The following is a 17,933-nucleotide window of genomic DNA, read 5'->3' on the forward strand; positions in this document are numbered from 1 at the left end:
GCTTGCTCGATTCCCGAAGCGGAATGCCTGTGCCGGTTAGAATCTGCCGGTGATCCGCCAGTGGCCCCTGGTCGGGCGATCCGAGGAGCTTCAGGAGATCGCCGACGCCACGCGGGCCGTCACCGACCGCGCCAGGGGAATCGTGTTGTCCGGCGCCCCCGGCGTCGGCAAGACGCGGGTCGCACGTGAAGCCGTCGCCGACTGTGGCCGCCGTGATACGCGCAGGCATTGGATCGTCGGTACGGCCTCGGCGCGCGGCGTTCCCTTGGGCGCCTTCGCCGACATCGCCAGGGACTTCGGGCCAGATCCGTTGCGCCGGGTGCGTGAGGTGATCGACGGCCTCATCGGCGACGCACCTGCCGGGGAGGTGGTCGTCGGTGTCGATGATGCGCATCTACTGGATGACCTGTCGGCCTTCACGGTTCACCAACTCGTCACCCGCCGCCTCGCAACCGTCATCATGACGATCCGCTCGGGGGAATCGTCGCCAGACGCCATCACGGCGATCTGGAAAGATCAGCATCTTGAACGCCTTGAACTGCAACCACTTTCAAGCTCGGAGACGACGTACCTGGTGGAGAACGTCCTCGACGGTCCTGTGGACTCTGCCAGCGCACAACGACTTTGGCAGTACACCCAAGGCAACGCGTTGTATTTGCGGCACCTCCTCGAGAATGAGGTAACCGCCGGGCGGATGACACAGCGCTCCAACCTATGGGTGTGGGACGGCCAGCCCAAGCTCTCACCAACACTCGCAGAGTTGCTCGAGACGCGGTTGACCCAGGTGCCCACGATCGTTGGGGATGTCCTCGACGCTCTCGCGGTGGCCGAACCCTTGGACGTCGACGTGTTGGCAGCGATCACGAATTCCGATGCACTCACGCAGGCCGAAGCACTGGGCCTCATCAGCGTAGATACCAGCACACGCCCCGAGTCCGTGCGGCTTGCCCACCCGATGCTGGGTGAGATCCGCCGCACCAACTCCCTGCGCATGCGGGGCCTGCGCGGGCGCATCGCGGGAGAACTCGCGCGGAAGGAGTCGACGGATGCCCGAGACCTGGTGCGACGCGCCGTCCTCACCATCGAATCCGATCTCACCGCTGACCCCGAGCTTCTCCTGACCGCGGCGTCGGCCGCGATGCAACTGCTGGATCAGCGGCTGGCCGAGACCCTCGCGGAACGCGCCGTTGCCGCCGGTGGCGGCGTCGGAGCCAAGTTCGCGCACGCGATGACGGTCACCTGGCAGGAGCGCGGCGTCGAAGCGGAGACCATCCTCGGCGAGCTTGCCGAGGAGACGTCGGGCCCCATGCGGGTTCAGATTGCGATCCTTCGCGCGTTGAACTTCGCGGTGGTACTCGGTCAAACCACAAGCGCCGAGCGGGAACTCGACGAGGAAATGTCTGCTACCGCCGACGAGGCCGCGCAAGCACTCGCCTCGGCACTGCGAGCGTTGATCGACGTCGTGCGCGGCAAGGCCGGGGGCGCGGTCGATCGCGCCAGAACCATCCTCGCCGCCGCACCCGCCACCGACCTCGAGCACGTGCTGCTGGCATGGGTGTTGGTCGCCGGACTCGGCGACCTCGGTCGCATCGACGAGCTCGAGGCTGCGGCCAACGACGGCTACGCAGTCGCCGCCAGATCTGCGGAAGCGTCCCACCTGCGGCACCCGTTGGCGTTCCTTCAGAGTTACGGCTATCGACTTGCCGGTGCCCTTGCACAATCGGACGCCGTGATCGCCCGGATCTGGCGTGACACACGCGACGTTCCGTTTGAGGAGTCGTGGCACAGCGTGCTCGTCGGCATGTCCGCGATGAGCCGGGGCGCACTCGATGACGCCCGTCGTTCGTTGTGGGAAGCCGTTGCATATCTGGGTACCGGCGACAGCGGCCGCATGGTGAAGACGTTCGCGCGAGCATGGGCGACGACCGTGACCGCGATGGTCGGAAGAGCCGCGGATGCGCGCCGGGAATTCGATGCGATCGAATGGTGGGCCAACGAGCCCGACGCGTGCATGGTCGATGCGGAGAAGTCCATCGCAGAGGCCTGGGTGTTCGCGGCCGAAGGCGTTACGTCGCAGGCGATCTCCATCACCCGTGCGGCGGCGATGCAGGAACGTCGACTCGGTCGGCCCGCGTGGGAGGTCGTGCTTCTGCAGATGGCGACACAGTTCGGCGACCACACCGCCGCTCCGAGACTGGCCGAACTCGCCATCGGCGCCCAGGGTCCGCGCGCAGCGGCAGCCGCTGCTCATGCGGCAGCTCTCGCAGCGGGAAGCGGCGACGGGCTGGTGACCGCGTCGCGCCACTACGAGGCGTTCGGCGATCGACTTGCCGCCGCCGACGCCGCAGCCCAAGCCGTCGTCGCCTACCAGAACGCCGGGTTACGCGGTGCCGCGATGAGCGCCTCCGCCACGGCCCAACGTCTCGCCGCCGAATGCCAAGGGGCGCAGACTCCCGCGTTGCGGGCCACGACGACGTCGCAACCCTTCACGGCTCGCCAGCGCGAGATCATCTCCCTTGCGGCACAAGGGCTGTCGAACAAGGACATCGCCGACCGGCTCACCATGTCGACGCGCTCGGTCGAGGGGCACCTGTTCCGCGCTTCCCAACGGGTCGGCGCCAACAGCCGCGAACAACTGGTCTCGATCCTGCGAGGGGTCTAGTGAGCTGGGTTCAGTCCGAAGACCTGAATCTCGGCTGACTTACCCTTCAACGCGTACAGGCCCCGGTCGGTGAGTGCGGACGGTCGCGAGCTCAGGGCGTCGACGGAGCGGTGAGTGAGAAGGATCGCGTCGCCAGTGGTCTTGGTCAGCTGCTCGACGCGGGCGGCGACGTTGACGGTGTCACCGATCAGGGTGAACTCCAGCTTGCTTCCCCCACCGATGGTGCCGGCGATCACCTTGCCGGTGTTGATGCCGATGCCGATGCGCAGTTCGCCACCGAAGCGCTCAGCGACCAGGCGGTGAATCTGAACCGCCGCGCTCACCGCGGCGTCGGCATGGTTGGCAACGTCGTTGGGGGCGCCGAACACGGCCAACGCACCGTCGCCGAGGAACTTGTTGACGTGCCCGCCTGCGTCGACGACGGCAGGTACGACGATCCCGAACAGGGCATTGAGTCGCGCGACGGTGTCCTCGGCGCTGTTGGCTTCGGCGAACGGAGTGAAATCCCGGATGTCGACGAACATCACCGTCACCTCCCGGCGCTCTCCGGTGAACACGTCGTCACCCTGCTCGAGCAACCGGGACGCCAGAATCGGGTCGACGTACGTGCCGAACGCCGCCTGAAGCCGTTGCCGCTCAGCCAAACCCGCCTGCATCCGATTGAACGACGCCGCCAGCACACCAAGATCATCGTCCTGCACCACCGGCACGCGCTGGCTGTAATCCCCGGCCGCAACGCGTTTGGTCCCCTTTGCCAGGTCGCGAATGGGTTGCAACGATGACGAGAACGCGGCGCCAACCGTGATCGGCACCGCCAAACCGAGCGTCAGCGCACATCCGATCAGGACGGCGAGCACCGGAGAGTCATTGGCCCGATCGAACACAGCCGCGAGCATCGCGCCCCCGACACCGAACGCCAACGCGGAGGCGAGGATTGCGGCGTTCGACCAGGCAGCAAAGGTGGGTCGAGGACGCGCGAGCGAATCACCGATGCCCGATTCGCCGGCGATCGCAACCCTGGCAGGCCGCGCCGCTGCTTCCAGGAAACCGTGCACACCGGGTAACAGGGCCGCGCCCCCGACGACGGCACCCAGGATCCCGTACTGGACGAGTTTCGACCCAGTCGCTCCGACGACTGCACCAACTCCGACCATGAGGGCAGCGGTCCCGACCGCGCTGCCGCCCACCACTCGAACGAACGCCCCCCGAGCCCAGCGGTAGGTCGCATCCAGCGCCAGGACTCCATCGACGCCGCGGCCCACGGCCCACCGCTCGACGAGTTGCATCCGGCCGACGCCGGGAAGAACTATCGCGTACACCAGCAACAGCACCGCCGCACCTGTGCCGACGGCCGTCTCGACGTATGCATGCGAGCTCTCGTAACCAAGAACGACGAACGAGAAGACTAGGTAGACGGGTAGTACCACTGCGACGCTGATCGCCGCGATCACCCAGGAGTACCTCGCCGCGTGACGATCCCACGCCCATTGCCAGATGCGGTCCATTTCAAGAGACTAGGCGCCCACCAGAGCCAAGAGAGACGAATATGCGTTCATTTCGTGCTTATTTCGTTGTGCCGCATATGAGTAAGCACCGGGAGAATGTGGGACGGTAATCATTGGCCATCCGGCCTCAATACACAGGGCCCCGGCCGCAGTCGCCGAGTTCACCTTGCGGGAGTCCATATGCGACGTACGACGAGCATCCGAACAACTGCCGTGATCGGAACGCTCACCGTTCTAGTAGCTTTGGTGATGGCACCAGGCGCGCTGGCAGATCCCGACGAAGGCGTTGACTCGTCGCAGACCTCGGCGCCGTTGGAACAGACTGCGGGAGAAGTCAACGAGACAGGCTCCAGCACAGCATCTTTCAGTGTAGAGGCAGTGAACCCTTCGAACGAATCGATCGTTGGCGTCGCCAAGCCGATCGTCATCACCTTCACCGCGCCAATTACGGACCGGAAGGCGGTCGAGGACGCGATCCACATCTCATCGGATCCCCCGGTGGAAGGAAAGTTCTACTGGACGAATGACAGCCAGGTGCGATGGCGGCCCCTTGCATTCTGGCCCGAACACACAGGAGTGCACATCGATGCGGCGGGCACCACGTCCAGCTTCAGCACTGGAGACGCGCTAGTCGCCACGGCCGACAACAACACCCACCAGATGACGATCACGCGCAATGGCAACCTCGAGCAGACATTTCCGATGTCGATGGGCAAGCCGGGCCACGACACCCCCGACGGCACCTACTACGTTCAGGACAAGTTTTCCGACGTCGTGATGGACTCCGAGACGTACGGAGTGTCGAATGAGTCACCAGAGGGCTATCGCCTCCACGTCAAGCTGGCGGTGCAAATCGACAACAGCGGCACCTTCGTGCACAGCGCGCCTTGGTCGGTCTCCGATCAGGGGAACCGGAACGTGAGCCACGGCTGCATCAACATCAGTCCGGCAGACGCGCAGTGGTTCTACGACAACTTCGGGGTGGGCGATCCCATCGTCGTCACGAATTCCGTCGGTAGCTACACGCAAAACGACGGTGGCCAGGATTGGCAAATCGATTGACGATGGATCAACTTGGTTGCCCCGCCGCGGGGTCGAGGCCGAATACCTGCACGACGGCCGCCTTGCCCTTCAGCGCGTGAGGTCCTCGGTCGACGAGCTCGGGCGGTCGAGAAGCCAGCGCATCGACGCACTGCTGGGTGAGAAGGATCGCGTCACCGGTGGTCTTGGTGAGTTGCTCGACGCGGGCGGCCACGTTGACGGTGTCACCGATGAGGGTGAACTCCAACTTGCATCCCCCACCAATGGTCCCCGCGATCACCTTGCCGGTGTTGATCCCGGTCCCGATCCGAAGTTCGCCATCGAATTGCTCGGCGACGAGGCGGTGAATCAGAACAGCGGCCGTCACCGCGGCGTCGGCGTGGTGCTCGAGGTCGTCCGGGGCACCGAACACGGCCAGCGCACCGTCGCCGAGGAACTTGTTGACGTGCCCGCCCGCATCGACAACGGCAGGCACGACGATCCCGAACAGGGCATTGAGCCGGGCGACGGTGTCCTCGGCGCTGTTGGCTTCGGCGAACGGAGTGAAATCCCGGATGTCGACGAACATCACCGTCACCTCCCGGCGCTCCCCGGTGAAGATGTCATCACCCTGCTCGAGCAACCGAGACGCCAGAACCGGGTCGACATACGTCCCGAACGCTGCCTGAAGCCGTTGCCGCTCAGCCAAACCCGCCTGCATCCGATTGAACGACGCCGCCAACGCACCAAGATCATCGTCCTGCACCACCGGCAGGCGTTGGCTATAGTCGCCCGCCGCAACACGTTTGGTGCCTTCGGCGAGATCGCGAATCGGTCGTAGCGACGGCGAGAAGGCTGCGGCGACGGTGATTGGGACTGCGAAGCCAAGAGTCAACGCCGACCCGATCACAACGGAGAGCACTGGTACCTCGCTGACCCGATCGAACACGGCCCCCGCCATCGCGCCCGCGACGGCGAACGCGAATACGGCCGCAAGCATTGACAAGTCCGACCACGCGGCAAAGGTCGGCCGGGAGCGGGGCAGCGAGTCACCCGTCCCGGTGTCACCAGCGATCGCAATCCTGGCTGGCCGCAGTGCTGCTTCCGGGAAGCTGTGAATAGCGATCAGCTGGACGGCAGTTCCGACGACGGCGCCTAGGATCCCGTACTGGACCAGCCGGGCAAGGCTCCCCCCTGCGATCGCACCGACAACGACCAATAGCAGTGCGGCGCCGACAGCGTTGCCTCCCACCGCCCGGGCAACCGACCCCCGAGTCCAGGTGTAGGTCGCCTCGAGTGCGTTCGCCCGATCGACAGCGTGGCCAGCTGCCCACTGCTCCACGAGGCGGGTCCCGCTCCGGCCGGGAAGAATCATCACGTACACCACCACCAACACGGCGATGACGGTGACGGCCCCTGCCTCGACGTAGCGACTGGACTCCTCGAATGCAACAACGACAAACGACGTGACGAGGTAGATCTGCAGTATCACGGGGAAGGTGACCGCGTAGAGCGCCCATGAGTATCTCGCCCCATACCGATCCCACGCCCATTGCCAGATGCGTTCCATGCCTGAGACTAGGCCTGGCCGTAGCAAACCAAACCGGCTTTGCGAGCGACGGAAGAAGCTCGCGCCGGAGATCAGATCAGGAGAAGCGAAGCGCCGCCATGGCGGCTGCGCGCAGTGACGCACGCCGAAGCCGGCTTCGCTTCACACGCCGCTCGGCGTGGTCGGCGATCGAAGTTTCCAACCCCAGCCTTCGAGTTCCGACGTCGTGCGCGCCGAATACCCGGGGCAGCTTCGCGGCGCACCTGAACTTCTCCTCGGACGCCGTCTCCCGCGCATCGTGGCAGGTCGCCGTCAGGAACCGATCCGGTAGCGACAGCGTGCAGATCGTGCGCACGGTGTGCCAGAACTGACGAATCAACGGACCCGTCGTATAGGGAAGGTCGTATTCAGCCAGGACTGCCCGAACTCGGGCCGCGATCTCGGGATGCCTGTTACTGGGCAGGTCGGGGAAGAGGTGGTGCTCGATCTGGTGGCAGAGGTTTCCACTCATGAGCCTCATCGCTGGGCCCGCATTGAAGTTCGCGGTACCGAGCATCTGCCGCAGGTACCACTCCCCCTTCGTCTCGTTCTCGACGCTTGCGGGAGTGAACTTCTCGGCGCCGTCGACGAAGTGCCCGCAGACGATCACGATGTAGGCCCACCCGTTGCGGAACCCGGCGGCGACGAGATTCGCCAAGAACGTCCGCAGAAAGCGGCGTCCACTGAGCGCTGGATAGAAGAGGTAGTCCTTGGCGGCCTGGCGGCCCATTTTGCGGAACATGGACCGACTGAGCTCGGCCTTGGCTTCCTCGCTCACCTGATCCCGTTGCTCCGCGGCAAGATTGTGCAGCGCGATGCCCCACTCGAACACGATGGACAGCCCGACCGCCCGCAAGGGGGCCCACAGGTAGCCCGGCTTCCACTCCTGGTCGCGGCTGACGCGTATGACGCCGAAGCCGAGATCGTCATCCATGCCGATCACGTTGGAGAACACGTGGTGGCGATAGTTGTGGGCGTAGCGCCACTGCGAAGACGGGCCCACCATGTCCCACTCCCAGGTGTTGGAGTGGACCTCGGGGTCGTTCATCCAATCCCACTGTCCGTGGGTGATGTTGTGACCGAGCTCCATGTTCTCGACGCACTTCGCCACGAACAAAGCCACGGTGCCAGCCGTCCATCCGGCCTTGCCCCTACTGGCGAAGATGGTCAGCCTGGCGGCGGCTTCGAGGCAACGTTGAAAGCGGATGGTGCGCTTGATGTAGGCACGATCGTTGCTACCAAGCGACGCCTCGATGTCGCTACGGATCTGGTCCAGCGAAGACGCGATCGCTTCGACGTCCGCTTCACTGAGGTGTGCGTATTCAGCTACTTCGGTGATGGCAACGGTGCATCACATCCCGACCGGGCGACGGAGGGCTGCGGAAGAGCCACGCAAAGACTCACTCCGTCCCTTGGCCGCGGCGACGTCTTCACCGCGGACGGCACAATCTATCCACAACGGTGAGTGCCTGCATAATCGGGACGCTCGCAAATTCCCCAATCGGGATGCTTTGGCAACCAGATCGACACCGGCATCCACAAGCCTCGGCGCGCTCAATGCGCCCGGCGACCTGCGCGGCGACAGTACCCTCAGACGGTGGCGGAAACCGCGTACGCACCGTGCGGCGAACTTAGCCTCGCGTATCAGGTATTCGGCGAGGGCCCCATCGAGCTGGTCATCGCCGGCCCGTTCGCCACCCACGTGGAGCTGTTCTGGACCCAGCCCGAATTCAAGGCGTTCTTCGATCAGCTCGCGACGTTTTGTCGCGTCCTGGTATTCGACAAGGCTGGGGTCGGGCTATCGGACCCGGTCCCGCGGGTTCGCTCGCTGGACGACCGAGCTGCCGAAATAGAGGCGGTCATGGACGCCGTCGGCTTCAAAAGGGCCGCCATTCTCGCTCTGAGCGAGGGTGGGCCGGCCGCCATCGTGTTCGCGGCAAGTCGCCCAGAGCGAACCCGGGCGTTGGTCCTCGCCAGCACGTTCTCGGTTTTGCCAGTTTGGTGGGACGACATCGACCGCGATGCGGACGAGGTGCGGGCGCGCGTCCTACCGGAGCTGGGTGAGGACTACACGCCGTCGACGGCGCAGATTGCCCGCATGCAGGAACTCGGCCGCGCCGTCCGCTCGGCATGGGGCAGCGGTGCGGCACTCAAGTGTGTAATGCCGTCGGTCCGATCGATGCGCCAGCTCGGAACGTTGGAGCGCATGAGCGCCAGCCCGGGGATGGCGCGAGCGACACTCGAGGCGATGTTCCAAATCGACGTCAGGCCGATCCTGCCGACGATCACCGCGCCCACCCTCGTCATCCATGCCCGCGAGGACCCCGCCGCGCCGGTGCAGTCGGGCCAGTACCTCGCCGACCACATCCCCGGCGCGCGGTTGCTCGTGGTCGAAGGCACCGACCACGCACCTCAGTTCACCGATCCGGACAGGATTCTGACCGGGATCGAGGAGTTCCTCACCGGCGGGCATGCGGCACCGTCGCAGGCTCATCGCGCCCTGCGGACCGTGTTGTTCACCGACATCGTCAAGTCGACGGAGCGTGCCGCCGCGACGGGCGACGAGCGGTGGCGGGCGGTGCTCCAGCGCTTTGGTGAGGTCACCCATGAACTCACGGAACGCAACGGCGGCACCGTGGTGAAGAGCACCGGCGACGGGCACCTCATCACGTTCGATGGCCCGACACAGGCCATCTGCTGCGCCGAGGCCTTATGTGCTGATGCCGAAGCGCTTGGCATCGAGATCCGAGTCGGCATCCACACCGGAGAGTGCGAACTGCTGGATGGCGACATCGGCGGGATCGCGGTCCACATCGCGGCGCGAATCCTCGGCCAGGCCGGAGCGGGCGAGATCATCGTCTCCCGCACCGTCCGTGACTTGGTCGTCGGCTCGGGCACGGGTTTCGACGATCGCGGCAGCGTCGAACTGCGTGGCGTACCCGGCAGCTGGCAACTGCTGGCGGTCGATCGCCACGGCGCGCGATCTGGATCGGCCGAGGCGAGACTTGGGTCCATGCCCACGCCCGGTCCTCGGACCGCGATGCGCACGTCGGACCGCGTCATCGAGATGATGGCCAGGCGAACACCGTGGATCCTTCGGGCGATGGCGCGCACAGCCCCGACCACCGGCCGGAGATGAAACCGGGCTTTAGCCGGATGCCGTGATTCCGAGTTCGCCCAGTCGGGCATGGTAGGCCTCGACGCTGGCCAGTTTGACGTCCTCATAGCCCCGCACCATGTCCGCCAGGCTTGCCACTTCCACTGCCCGGTCGTAATTCGTCTGGTCCAGCTCCCCCGCGAGTCGCGTGACGACATCGACGTACTCGGTGATCAGGCTGCGCTCGACCCTCCGGACGTGCGCATAGCCGAACGGGTCGAACCTGGTGCCGCGCAGTCGCTTTCCCCTTGCGAGAATGCGGAGAGCGACGTGGCTTCGTGGACCGAGACCGATCTTCTTGCTCCGCCCCATGGCCCGCAGCACGGGCGGGTGGAGCTTGTAGGTCACGTTCTCGCCGGCCGGGACCTCGGACTTCACGTACGAGAGGAACTGCGGGTCGGTCAGCAGCCGGGCCACCTCGTACTCGTCCTTGTAGGCCATGAACTTGTAGAGCCCCTTCGCGACGGCCTCACTGAATTCGGTGCGATCGCCTACTGCACGCTCAGCGGTCCAGATCGACTGCAGCAGCGTCACGTATCGGCGCGCGACCTTCTCACTTTGGAACTGAACGAGGTTCGCAGCCCGTCGTGAGATGAGGTCGCCCACCTCGCCGGAGAACGTGGCGCCGTCAAGGACGCGGGCAGGCGGCAGCGCCGGCCGCCGGTCGCGCGCGGGTGACACCACGTCGTCGAAGCGGGCAGGGTCGGCAATGGCGATGCGTCCCCAGCGGAAGGCCGCGATGTTGGCCTTGACGGCAACGCCGTTGAGCTCGATGGCCTCTTCGATCGACGCCGCCGGAAGCCGCAGTGCCCCAGCCTGATAGGCGGCCCCGATCAGCAGGAAGTTGGCTGCGGCAGTGCTGCCGAACAGGTGCTGCGCGGCGGCCAGGGCGTCGAGGGAGTGCACGGTGCGCGACACCTGGTCGAGGCGGTTGAGCAGGTATGCGGTTTCGGGATAGGTGATCGTCTTGTCGTAGACCATGTCGCCGGTCGGCGTCTTGCTGGTCGACACCACGGAGACCGTCTTGGCGTGGTCGCCGTAGCCGAGGTTCTTGGTGTCGGCGGCGACCAGCAGATCGAAGGCCACGATGCAGTCGGCACTGCCGGGAGTGAGACGGTTGGACGGATCCAGCTTGCCTGCAGCGAATCTCAGATGCGACACGACGGGACCGGCCTTCTGACTCAGCCCGATCTGGTCGAGGCTCTCGACGTCATAGCCTGCGCGCAGCGCCGCAGTGGCGAGTACTTGATTCACCGTGACGATGCCGGTACCGCCGATTCCGGTCAGGAAGACGTTGTGGGTGGCGGTGATTGGCGCGACGTCGAGGTCGGGCAACACCGGAGGCTCGGGCGCCGACGGTGTGCGCGGATTCTTGCCGGGGCTGACCTCGACGGTGACGAAGGACGGGCAGTCACCGTCAAGACAGCTGTAGTCGGTGTTACAGGAGGTTTGGTCGATCCGCGTCTTGCGGCCGAACTCGGTGTCCACGGGCTGCACCGACAGGCAGTTGGACTTGACGCCGCAGTCTCCGCAGCCTTCGCAGACCGCCTCGTTGATGATCACCCGGGTGGCGCGGGTGGGCAGCGTGCCGCGCTTGCGTTGTCTGCGTGCGTCGGCCGCGCAGTGCTGGTCGTAGATCAGAACGGTCACGCCCTTGACGTCGCGCAGTCGCTTCTGCGCATCGTCGAGGCGGTCGCGGTGCCAGACGACGGTGCCCCTGGCCAGTGCACGCTTGTCGTGCCGCTTCGGTTCGTCGGCGCAGATGATGATCTGCTTGACGCCTTCTGCGGTCAGCTTGTGCGTCAGCTGCGCGACGGTGAGCGCGCCCTCGGCGTCCTGGGCGCCGGTCATCGCCACCACCTCGTTGTAGAGCAGCTTGTAGGTGATGTTCACGCCGGCAGCGACGCAGGCCTGAACCGCGAGTTGTCCTGAGTGGAAGAAGGTTCCGTCACCGACGTTCTGGAACAGGTGGGGCACGTCGGTGAATGGGGCCTGGCCGATCCACTGGCTGCCCTCCCCACCCATCTGGGTGAGTCCGGTGACGGCGCTGTCCGTGCGGCTCGACATCGTCACCATGGTGTGGCAGCCGATCCCGCCGCCGGCCAGCGAACCTTCTGGCACCGCGGTCGACCGATTGTGCGGACAGCCACTGCAGAAGTAGGCGGCACGGTTGGTGGGAAGCACTTCCAGCGAAAGCGCTGGCGGTGCCGGCCTTTTGAGTTCCAGTCGATCGCCGAGCACGCGACGCAGTGGAGCCAGCAGGCGCCCCGCGGTGAGTTCACCGCCTGCGGGGATGAGCGGTCGACCCGTGGCGTCCTTCTTGCCGATGATCCGCGGCGCATCGGTTCGGCCGTAGAGGATTTCGCGCATCTGGGTCTCGACGAACGCGGTCTTGTCCTCGACGACGAGGATCTCCTCGAGCCCCTCGGCGAAGGTGGCGACGGTGTCCGGTCCCAGCGGGGTTGGCATGCCGATGCGCAGCAGCCTGACACCGGCCTCGTGGAGCGCGAAGTCGTCGGCGCCGAGGTCTACGAGGGCCTGGCGAACGGAGTCGAATGTGGTTCCCGTTGCAGCGATTCCGATCGTCGCGTGCGTCGAATCGAGTTCGATGACGTCGAGCACGTTGGCGGCACCGTAGGCGCGAACGACCTCGGCACGGGGTCCGTAGAGGTCGGCCTCGGCGTCCAGGCTGGTGGCAGGCGCACCCATCGGGCGCTGACGGTAGACGAATGGCTGTCCTTCCCAATGCACTTGGGGAACGACGATGTCGACGTCGACGTCGTTGCCGTCGACTGACCAGGCGCCGTCTGCCACGTCCGCGACGATCTTGAGCGCCACGACACAGCCCGACGCCCGCGACATCGCCACACCGTGCATGGCCATCGTCACGATCTCGCGGGCGTTGCGTGGGAACAGAACCGGGATTCCGAGCGCGGCCAACGAACGCTCGCTGACGGCAGGCACGGTGGACGACTTGGAGGCTGGGTCGTCACCGACCAAGAGCAGCATCCCGCCGCGCGGGTTGGCGCCATACATGTTGGCGTGCCGGAGGGCGTCGGTCGCGCGGTCCAAGCCGGGGCCCTTGCCGTACCAGACTCCAACGACGCCGTCGTGCGTCGGCGTGCCGGCGGGTAGGTCGGCCTGACTGCCCCACACTGACGTCGCCGCCAGTTCTTCGTTGAGGCCCGGGACGAAGGTGATGTCGTGCTTCCGCAGCACCTCGGGCATTCCCGCGAGCATTTTGTCCACCCCGCCGAGCGGGCTGCCCTGATATCCCGAGACGAACGTGGCCACCCGCTGGCCTGCACGCGCGTCGCGCTCGTGCTGTTCGACGAGTGCGCGGGCGATGGCCTGCACACCGGTGAGCACCACGGGACCGGATCCCGTGCGGTAGCGATCACCCAGCTCGTAGGGCTGGCGGTCCGGTCGGCGGATGTCGAGATCTGTCACCTGAGCTAAACCACCTAGGCGTTTGATGGGCGTATTGCTTCCATAAGCGTCACACCTGGATGCATAGTGAGCAAGTGAATGTGCAGTCATTGAGCATGTTGCGCAATATCAGCCGAATGTGACGTGCAATACTGTGCGACATGACGAGGTTGGATCGCACCGACGCCCGACTGCTCTTGGCGCTATGTGACGCACCGCGCGCCACCGGAGTGCAACTGGCGAACAAGCTGAACCTGGCGCGGAACACCGTGCAGGCGCGGCTGGCCCGGTGGGATCAGGAAAAGGTCCTCGCGCCGATCGATCGCTGCGTGTCGCCGCGCGACCTCGGTTATCCGCTGAAGGCCTTCATCACCGCGGTGGTCGATCAACACAGACTCGAGGACGTCATCGCCGCGCTGGAGACCGTCACTCAGGTCACCCAGGTGACCGGGCTCTCAGGTGCGGCCGATCTGTTGATCGCCGTGGTGGCAATCGATGCAGACGACCTCTATCGCGTCGCCGGACTGGTTCTCGCGGTGCCCGGGGTGGAACGCACGACGATGTCGGTCGCAATGCACGAGGTCGTCGCCTACCGGACGCGACCCCTGCTGGAGCAGCTCGCGCGTTACAGCTGACCCAGCGGTCGGCAGACGTTCGACAACGCGTTCCAGTACTCACCCGGCGCACAATTCTCCGCCGGACGCGGCGTCTGGCAGGTGTTGGTGATCGGATCCCAGAATTGCCCGTTCACGCAGTTGAGCGGCTCCGCCGAACCAATCCCGGCGCTGAACAGCGACACGGCGACGATGGGAGCGGCCGCAACGGCCGCGATGGTCGAACGGCGTAGAAGACTTGGCATGAGTTGATCTTGCCCGAAAACGCGCATCATCAAACGCGACGCAGAAAGGCCCAGGTTCGGGATTTCTCCCTGACCTGGGCCTTCTCTGGTGGAGCTGCCGGGAATCGAACCCGGGTCCTACGGCATTCCCTCAAGGCTTCTCCGTGCGCAGTTCGCTATGTCTCTACTTGGATCTCCCGGTCTCGCGAACAAGCCGAGATGACGATCCCAGTCGCTGTTTGGTGTCCCCATGGGTTCCGCGACCGAACCCGTGGGTTTGTCCCTCTAGCTGATGCCAGGGTCCGGGCCGAGGGCGCTCCCGGTCTGACAGACACACCGTCGCTTAGGCAGCGAGGGCGTAGTCGCGCTGATTGGAATCGGCGCTTAATTGGTTGCAACGACGCTTACGGTGGTCTCTTGCCTGCACCGGCACGCTTCCCTTGATTCGATGCGCGAAGTCGAAACCGTTCAGCCCCTCGCATCCCCACCGAACTTCGGCAGGACAGTCCATTCTAGCGTGTAGAAGAACAAGGGCCAGCGAATAAATAGTCCCACTCAGGTCACGTAGGCCAGGTTGTCGACGATCCGCTGGCCCACCTCGGCGTCACCGTCGAATTCGATGGCCGTCGGGCGGTCGGTGCCCATCGGTCGGCCACCGCACACCCGGGTGAACTGCAGGGCGTCGAGCCGGATGACCGTCGTCGGCGTGGCGCCACCGAAGTCGTCGACCAGGGAGGCCCGGCCGTCGACCGCCACCCGCAGCGTCCTGGCCAGTGGGCCGGTCAGCTCGAGGGCGACGCGCGCGCCGTCGGGCGCCTTGCCGAGCTTGCCGACGACGAAGCCCATGGTGGCCGCCATCTCGTCGAACACCAGGCGCGCGGTGAGGGTGTCGAGGTCGGCATCCGACGGTGGGCGTGACAACGCCTGGCGGATGTCCTGCTCGTGCATCCAGCAGTCGAAGATGCGGATCCGCATGAAGCGGCCATAGCTGTCCGGGCCGGCAGGCGTCATCGTGGCCGCGTTCCAGTCCTCGTCCCCCATGTCGGTGAGCATCGATCGGCGCTGACCGGTCACGTCGCGGAACCGCTTCAGCACGTCCTCCCCGGTCTCGCCCCGTAGGTGCTGCACCCAGCACTCGTTGAACTCGCCGACGGCGTTGCGGACGTGGTCCAGAGTGGTGGGGTCGACGTCGGCTTCCGGGCTGGCGATTCCCGCCAGCATCGCCTCGGTTCCGATCACATGGGCAACGACGTCGTGGACGCACCACCCCGGCAGCGGGGTTGGCGACTGCCATCGGGCGTCGGGCAGATCGGTTACCAGGCGATCGATGGCGTCCCATGATGCGAAGAGACCGTCGAGGATCTCCGACTTGTCGAGCTGGGTTACGGGGCGTGTGGGGCTGTTCACCGGCCGACGGTATCGCCTGAATCGGTGTTGCACACAGAAATCAGGCGCCGGTAATCCGACCGATGAGCGCCACCAGGATTCCCGCGAGAAGCAGCATGGGCGCGGCCACCGCAACTACTACATCCGCCATCCCGAACGTCGCCAGTGCCCCGACGGGTATCGCGGCGACGACCAGTCCCAGCCGAAGCACCAACACGGGTTTGATCCGCAACACCGACCGCCAGGTACGCAGCGGCACGATGCGACACATCCACACCAGACCGGCGAGCAGGGCGACGGTGAACACCGCCGCCGCAACCCGCGCCTCCACCGTCGACGACCCCGGGTCAGTGCTCTCCACAGTGCCGATCGCGACGAACGCCAGAACGACGACGCCGAACGTGGCCAGCCGCAAGGACTTTGCCAGCGCGGTGCCGATGTTGCGCCGTGCCAGATCGGCCAATTCGGGGTCGAGCCGCGCCGCACCGAGAAATCCCCGCAACGCGCTGGACCACTGACTGCGGGCGAGGCCGTTGACGGCAATGTTGTGCACGGCGGACGCATTGCCTGGATCCAGCCGCAGCGCTTCTTCATAGGACGCCGTCGACTCATCGAACCTCCGGAGCCGCGCGAGAATCTGACCACGCAACACGTGGCTGTCGGCGTTGGCGGGGTCGAGGCGCAGCGACTCGCCGACGACGTAGAGCGCCGCTTGCGGCTGCGCGGCCTTGAGCAGCAGGTCCGCGTACACGAAGTGGGTGAGCCGATCGTCGGGGTACGTGGTGGCTACCCGCCACGCCATCCACAGCGCGTCGTCCAACCACCCACAGCCGTCGAGCGCGATGGCATAGATCCGCATGGCGAAGCCGTCCTCCGGCGCGATCGCCAACGCCGCGTAAGCACTTCGTGCCGCCGACGCATAGTCGCGCGTCAGAACCTGGACCCGCGCCAGCTGCCCCAGCAATACGGCACTGTTCGGAGAGCCAGTCAATGCATCGCGCAGCACCTGGTGGGCGCGGGCATAGTTGCGGGCGTCGAGGTACGCGCCGGCGAGCGCGACGGCCCCGTCGACGTCGCCGGCAGGAGACCCCGCTGCGGTCAACGAGTCTTCTTGCGCCGCAGGTAATTCGCCAACTCGTCGTACGTGCCGTCCCCGTTGGCGAACTCGACGACGTTGCGCGCGGTGTCGAACCACGGACCGGCGCTGGGCCTGATCTGCGCCAGTGCGGCATGGACGTCGTCCATCCGCACCGGCCGCACCTGGCCCGTGCGCAATGAGTCGGCCATCGCCAATTGCGTTGCGGTGTCGCAGACGTGGGCTACGTCGGCACCCGAGAAACCGTCGGTGCGCTTCGCCACGGCGATGGGATCGATCCGCTCGATGGGCCGATCACGAAGATTCATCCGAACGATGGAGGCGCGAGCCTCCGTATCCGGCAGGCCGACGAAGATCATCCGGTCGAATCGGCCTGGTCGGCGCAGCGCCGGGTCGACGTCCCACGGCATGTTGGTCGCCCCAAGCACGTACACACCGTCATTGGACGACGTCGCGGTGTCCAACTCGGCGAGCAGGGCGTTGACGACGACTCGGAGGCCCGAGCTGTTGCTCAATGCCGCTCGACGCTGGCCAAGCGCGTCGACCTCGTCGAAGAACAGCACACAAGGCGCGTTCCGGCGGGCGGTCTCGAAGATGCGGTTCAGCGCCCTTTCGCTGTCACCGAGCCAGTGCTGCAAGACGTCTGCGATCCCGACGGGATAGAAGTTTGCGCCCAGTTCGCCGGCCACTGCCCTGGCCAGATACGTCTTGCCACACCCCGGCGGTCCGTACAACAACAACCCGCCGCGCGCGGTCACCTTGTAGGCCTTCATCAATTCCGGGTTGCGGATCGGGCCGAGGAGTGACACTTCGAGCCGCTGCTTCACGTCGACCATTCCCGCCACGTCGGCGAGCTTGACCGTGCTGCGACCGATGACGTCGAAGTCGGTGTCGTCCTCGCTGGCCGGCACGTCGGCGACGCCGTCGACGAAGGCAGGGCCGATGATGTCGGAGACCTCCTCCTCGGCGGCCGACCAGTTGAACTCCGACTTCGGTCCAGCAGCGGACGGTGCCACGGATGCGTCGGGTTGGGAGTGCGCGGCCGACAAGCCGGCGCTGCACTGTTGCAACAAGCTCAACGCCGTCGGATTGGTCGCATCGTGCGAAAGCGCGGCGCTGCAGTGCATCAGCGCCTCGGCGTGGCTGCCCTGCTGGATCAGGAGGTCCGCGAGATGCAGCCGCAGCTCGATCGCGTCGGGACTGCGCTCGACGGCCGCGGCCAACTCGCGAATCACCGCGTCACTCGCCATCA

The 17,933-nt window shown here is 65.8% G+C and carries 12 protein-coding genes and 1 other RNA gene; 4 read left to right on the plus strand and 9 right to left on the minus strand.

Going from position 1 to position 17,933, the window contains the following annotated elements; genetic code table 11:
- Nucleotides 1–49: 49 nt before the first annotated feature.
- Complete coding sequence (locus tag N536_RS0111260; protein WP_036435959.1) at nucleotides 50–2,662, plus strand: LuxR C-terminal-related transcriptional regulator; 2,613 nt, start codon at nucleotides 50–52, stop codon at nucleotides 2,660–2,662.
- Here the strand turns inward: N536_RS0111260 and N536_RS0111265 are convergent.
- Entirely contained in the window at nucleotides 2,659–4,167 is a 1,509-nt protein-coding gene (locus N536_RS0111265) for an adenylate/guanylate cyclase domain-containing protein (protein ID WP_029113703.1), read from the minus strand. The genes N536_RS0111260 and N536_RS0111265 overlap by 4 nt on opposite strands.
- A 213-nt stretch (nucleotides 4,168–4,380) precedes the next feature.
- Here N536_RS0111265 and N536_RS38090 point away from each other — a divergent pair, with 213 nt between their 5' ends.
- A complete protein-coding gene (locus tag N536_RS38090) occupies nucleotides 4,381–5,229 on the plus strand; it encodes an Ig-like domain-containing protein (protein WP_304413323.1) in 849 nt (282 codons plus the stop codon).
- Between the two features lie 7 nt (nucleotides 5,230–5,236).
- Here the strand turns inward: N536_RS38090 and N536_RS0111275 are convergent, their stop codons facing one another.
- Nucleotides 5,237–6,757, minus strand: a complete 1,521-nt coding sequence (locus N536_RS0111275; protein WP_029113705.1) for an adenylate/guanylate cyclase domain-containing protein — start codon at nucleotides 6,755–6,757, stop codon at nucleotides 5,237–5,239.
- A 76-nt stretch (nucleotides 6,758–6,833) separates the two neighbouring features.
- Entirely contained in the window at nucleotides 6,834–8,114 is a 1,281-nt protein-coding gene (locus N536_RS38095) for an acyl-CoA desaturase (RefSeq protein WP_051574412.1), read from the minus strand.
- A gap of 258 nt (nucleotides 8,115–8,372) precedes the next feature.
- Here N536_RS38095 and N536_RS0111285 point away from each other — a divergent pair, with 258 nt between their 5' ends.
- The gene (locus N536_RS0111285; RefSeq protein ID WP_029113706.1) at nucleotides 8,373–9,914 is read left to right on the plus strand and encodes an adenylate/guanylate cyclase domain-containing protein; all 1,542 of its coding nucleotides are present in this window, start codon (nucleotides 8,373–8,375) and stop codon (nucleotides 9,912–9,914) included.
- A 9-nt stretch (nucleotides 9,915–9,923) separates the two neighbouring features.
- Here N536_RS0111285 and N536_RS0111290 read toward each other — a convergent pair whose 3' ends face one another.
- On the minus strand, nucleotides 9,924–13,382 hold the full coding sequence (locus N536_RS0111290) for an indolepyruvate ferredoxin oxidoreductase family protein (RefSeq protein WP_029113707.1): 3,459 nt from the start codon (nucleotides 13,380–13,382) through the stop codon (nucleotides 9,924–9,926).
- A 140-nt stretch (nucleotides 13,383–13,522) separates the two neighbouring features.
- Here N536_RS0111290 and N536_RS0111295 point away from each other — a divergent pair, with 140 nt between their 5' ends.
- Nucleotides 13,523–13,996 carry an Lrp/AsnC family transcriptional regulator gene (locus N536_RS0111295; protein ID WP_029113708.1) on the plus strand — a complete coding sequence of 158 codons (474 nt, stop codon included), beginning with the start codon at nucleotides 13,523–13,525 and terminating at the stop codon, nucleotides 13,994–13,996.
- Here the strand turns inward: N536_RS0111295 and N536_RS0111300 are convergent.
- From N536_RS0111300 to N536_RS0111315, 5 genes are all read right to left on the minus strand, one after another.
- Nucleotides 13,987–14,220: a hypothetical protein gene (locus tag N536_RS0111300; protein ID WP_029113709.1), complete on the minus strand. Its 234-nt coding sequence runs from the start codon at nucleotides 14,218–14,220 to the stop codon at nucleotides 13,987–13,989. The genes N536_RS0111295 and N536_RS0111300 overlap by 10 nt on opposite strands.
- Before the next feature lie 86 nt (nucleotides 14,221–14,306).
- Nucleotides 14,307–14,675, minus strand: a transfer-messenger RNA (tmRNA) gene (gene ssrA / locus N536_RS41065).
- 79 nt (nucleotides 14,676–14,754) lie between these two features.
- Complete coding sequence (locus N536_RS0111305; RefSeq protein WP_029113710.1) at nucleotides 14,755–15,606, minus strand: maleylpyruvate isomerase family mycothiol-dependent enzyme; 852 nt, start codon at nucleotides 15,604–15,606, stop codon at nucleotides 14,755–14,757.
- 40 nt (nucleotides 15,607–15,646) lie between these two features.
- Nucleotides 15,647–16,687: a tetratricopeptide repeat protein gene (locus N536_RS0111310; RefSeq protein ID WP_029113711.1), complete on the minus strand. Its 1,041-nt coding sequence runs from the start codon at nucleotides 16,685–16,687 to the stop codon at nucleotides 15,647–15,649.
- Nucleotides 16,684–17,931, minus strand: a complete 1,248-nt coding sequence (locus tag N536_RS0111315; protein WP_029113712.1) for an AAA family ATPase — start codon at nucleotides 17,929–17,931, stop codon at nucleotides 16,684–16,686. The genes N536_RS0111310 and N536_RS0111315 overlap by 4 nt, the downstream gene beginning before the upstream one ends.
- Nucleotides 17,932–17,933 lie beyond the last annotated feature (2 nt).

The organism is Mycobacterium sp. URHB0044 (assembly GCF_000620625.1).
In the GTDB taxonomy this organism is placed as follows: Bacteria; Actinomycetota; Actinomycetes; order Mycobacteriales; family Mycobacteriaceae; genus Mycobacterium.

Coding starts and splice junctions, on each gene's coding strand:
- N536_RS0111265 (WP_029113703.1), bottom strand. CDS start 4,167: ATGGACCGCATCTGGCAATGGGCGTGGGATCGTCACGCGGCGAGGTAC.
- N536_RS0111275 (WP_029113705.1), bottom strand. CDS start 6,757: ATGGAACGCATCTGGCAATGGGCGTGGGATCGGTATGGGGCGAGATAC.
- N536_RS0111295 (WP_029113708.1), top strand. CDS start 13,523: ATGACGAGGTTGGATCGCACCGACGCCCGACTGCTCTTGGCGCTATGT.
- N536_RS0111300 (WP_029113709.1), bottom strand. CDS start 14,220: ATGCCAAGTCTTCTACGCCGTTCGACCATCGCGGCCGTTGCGGCCGCT.
- N536_RS0111315 (WP_029113712.1), bottom strand. CDS start 17,931: ATGGCGAGTGACGCGGTGATTCGCGAGTTGGCCGCGGCCGTCGAGCGC.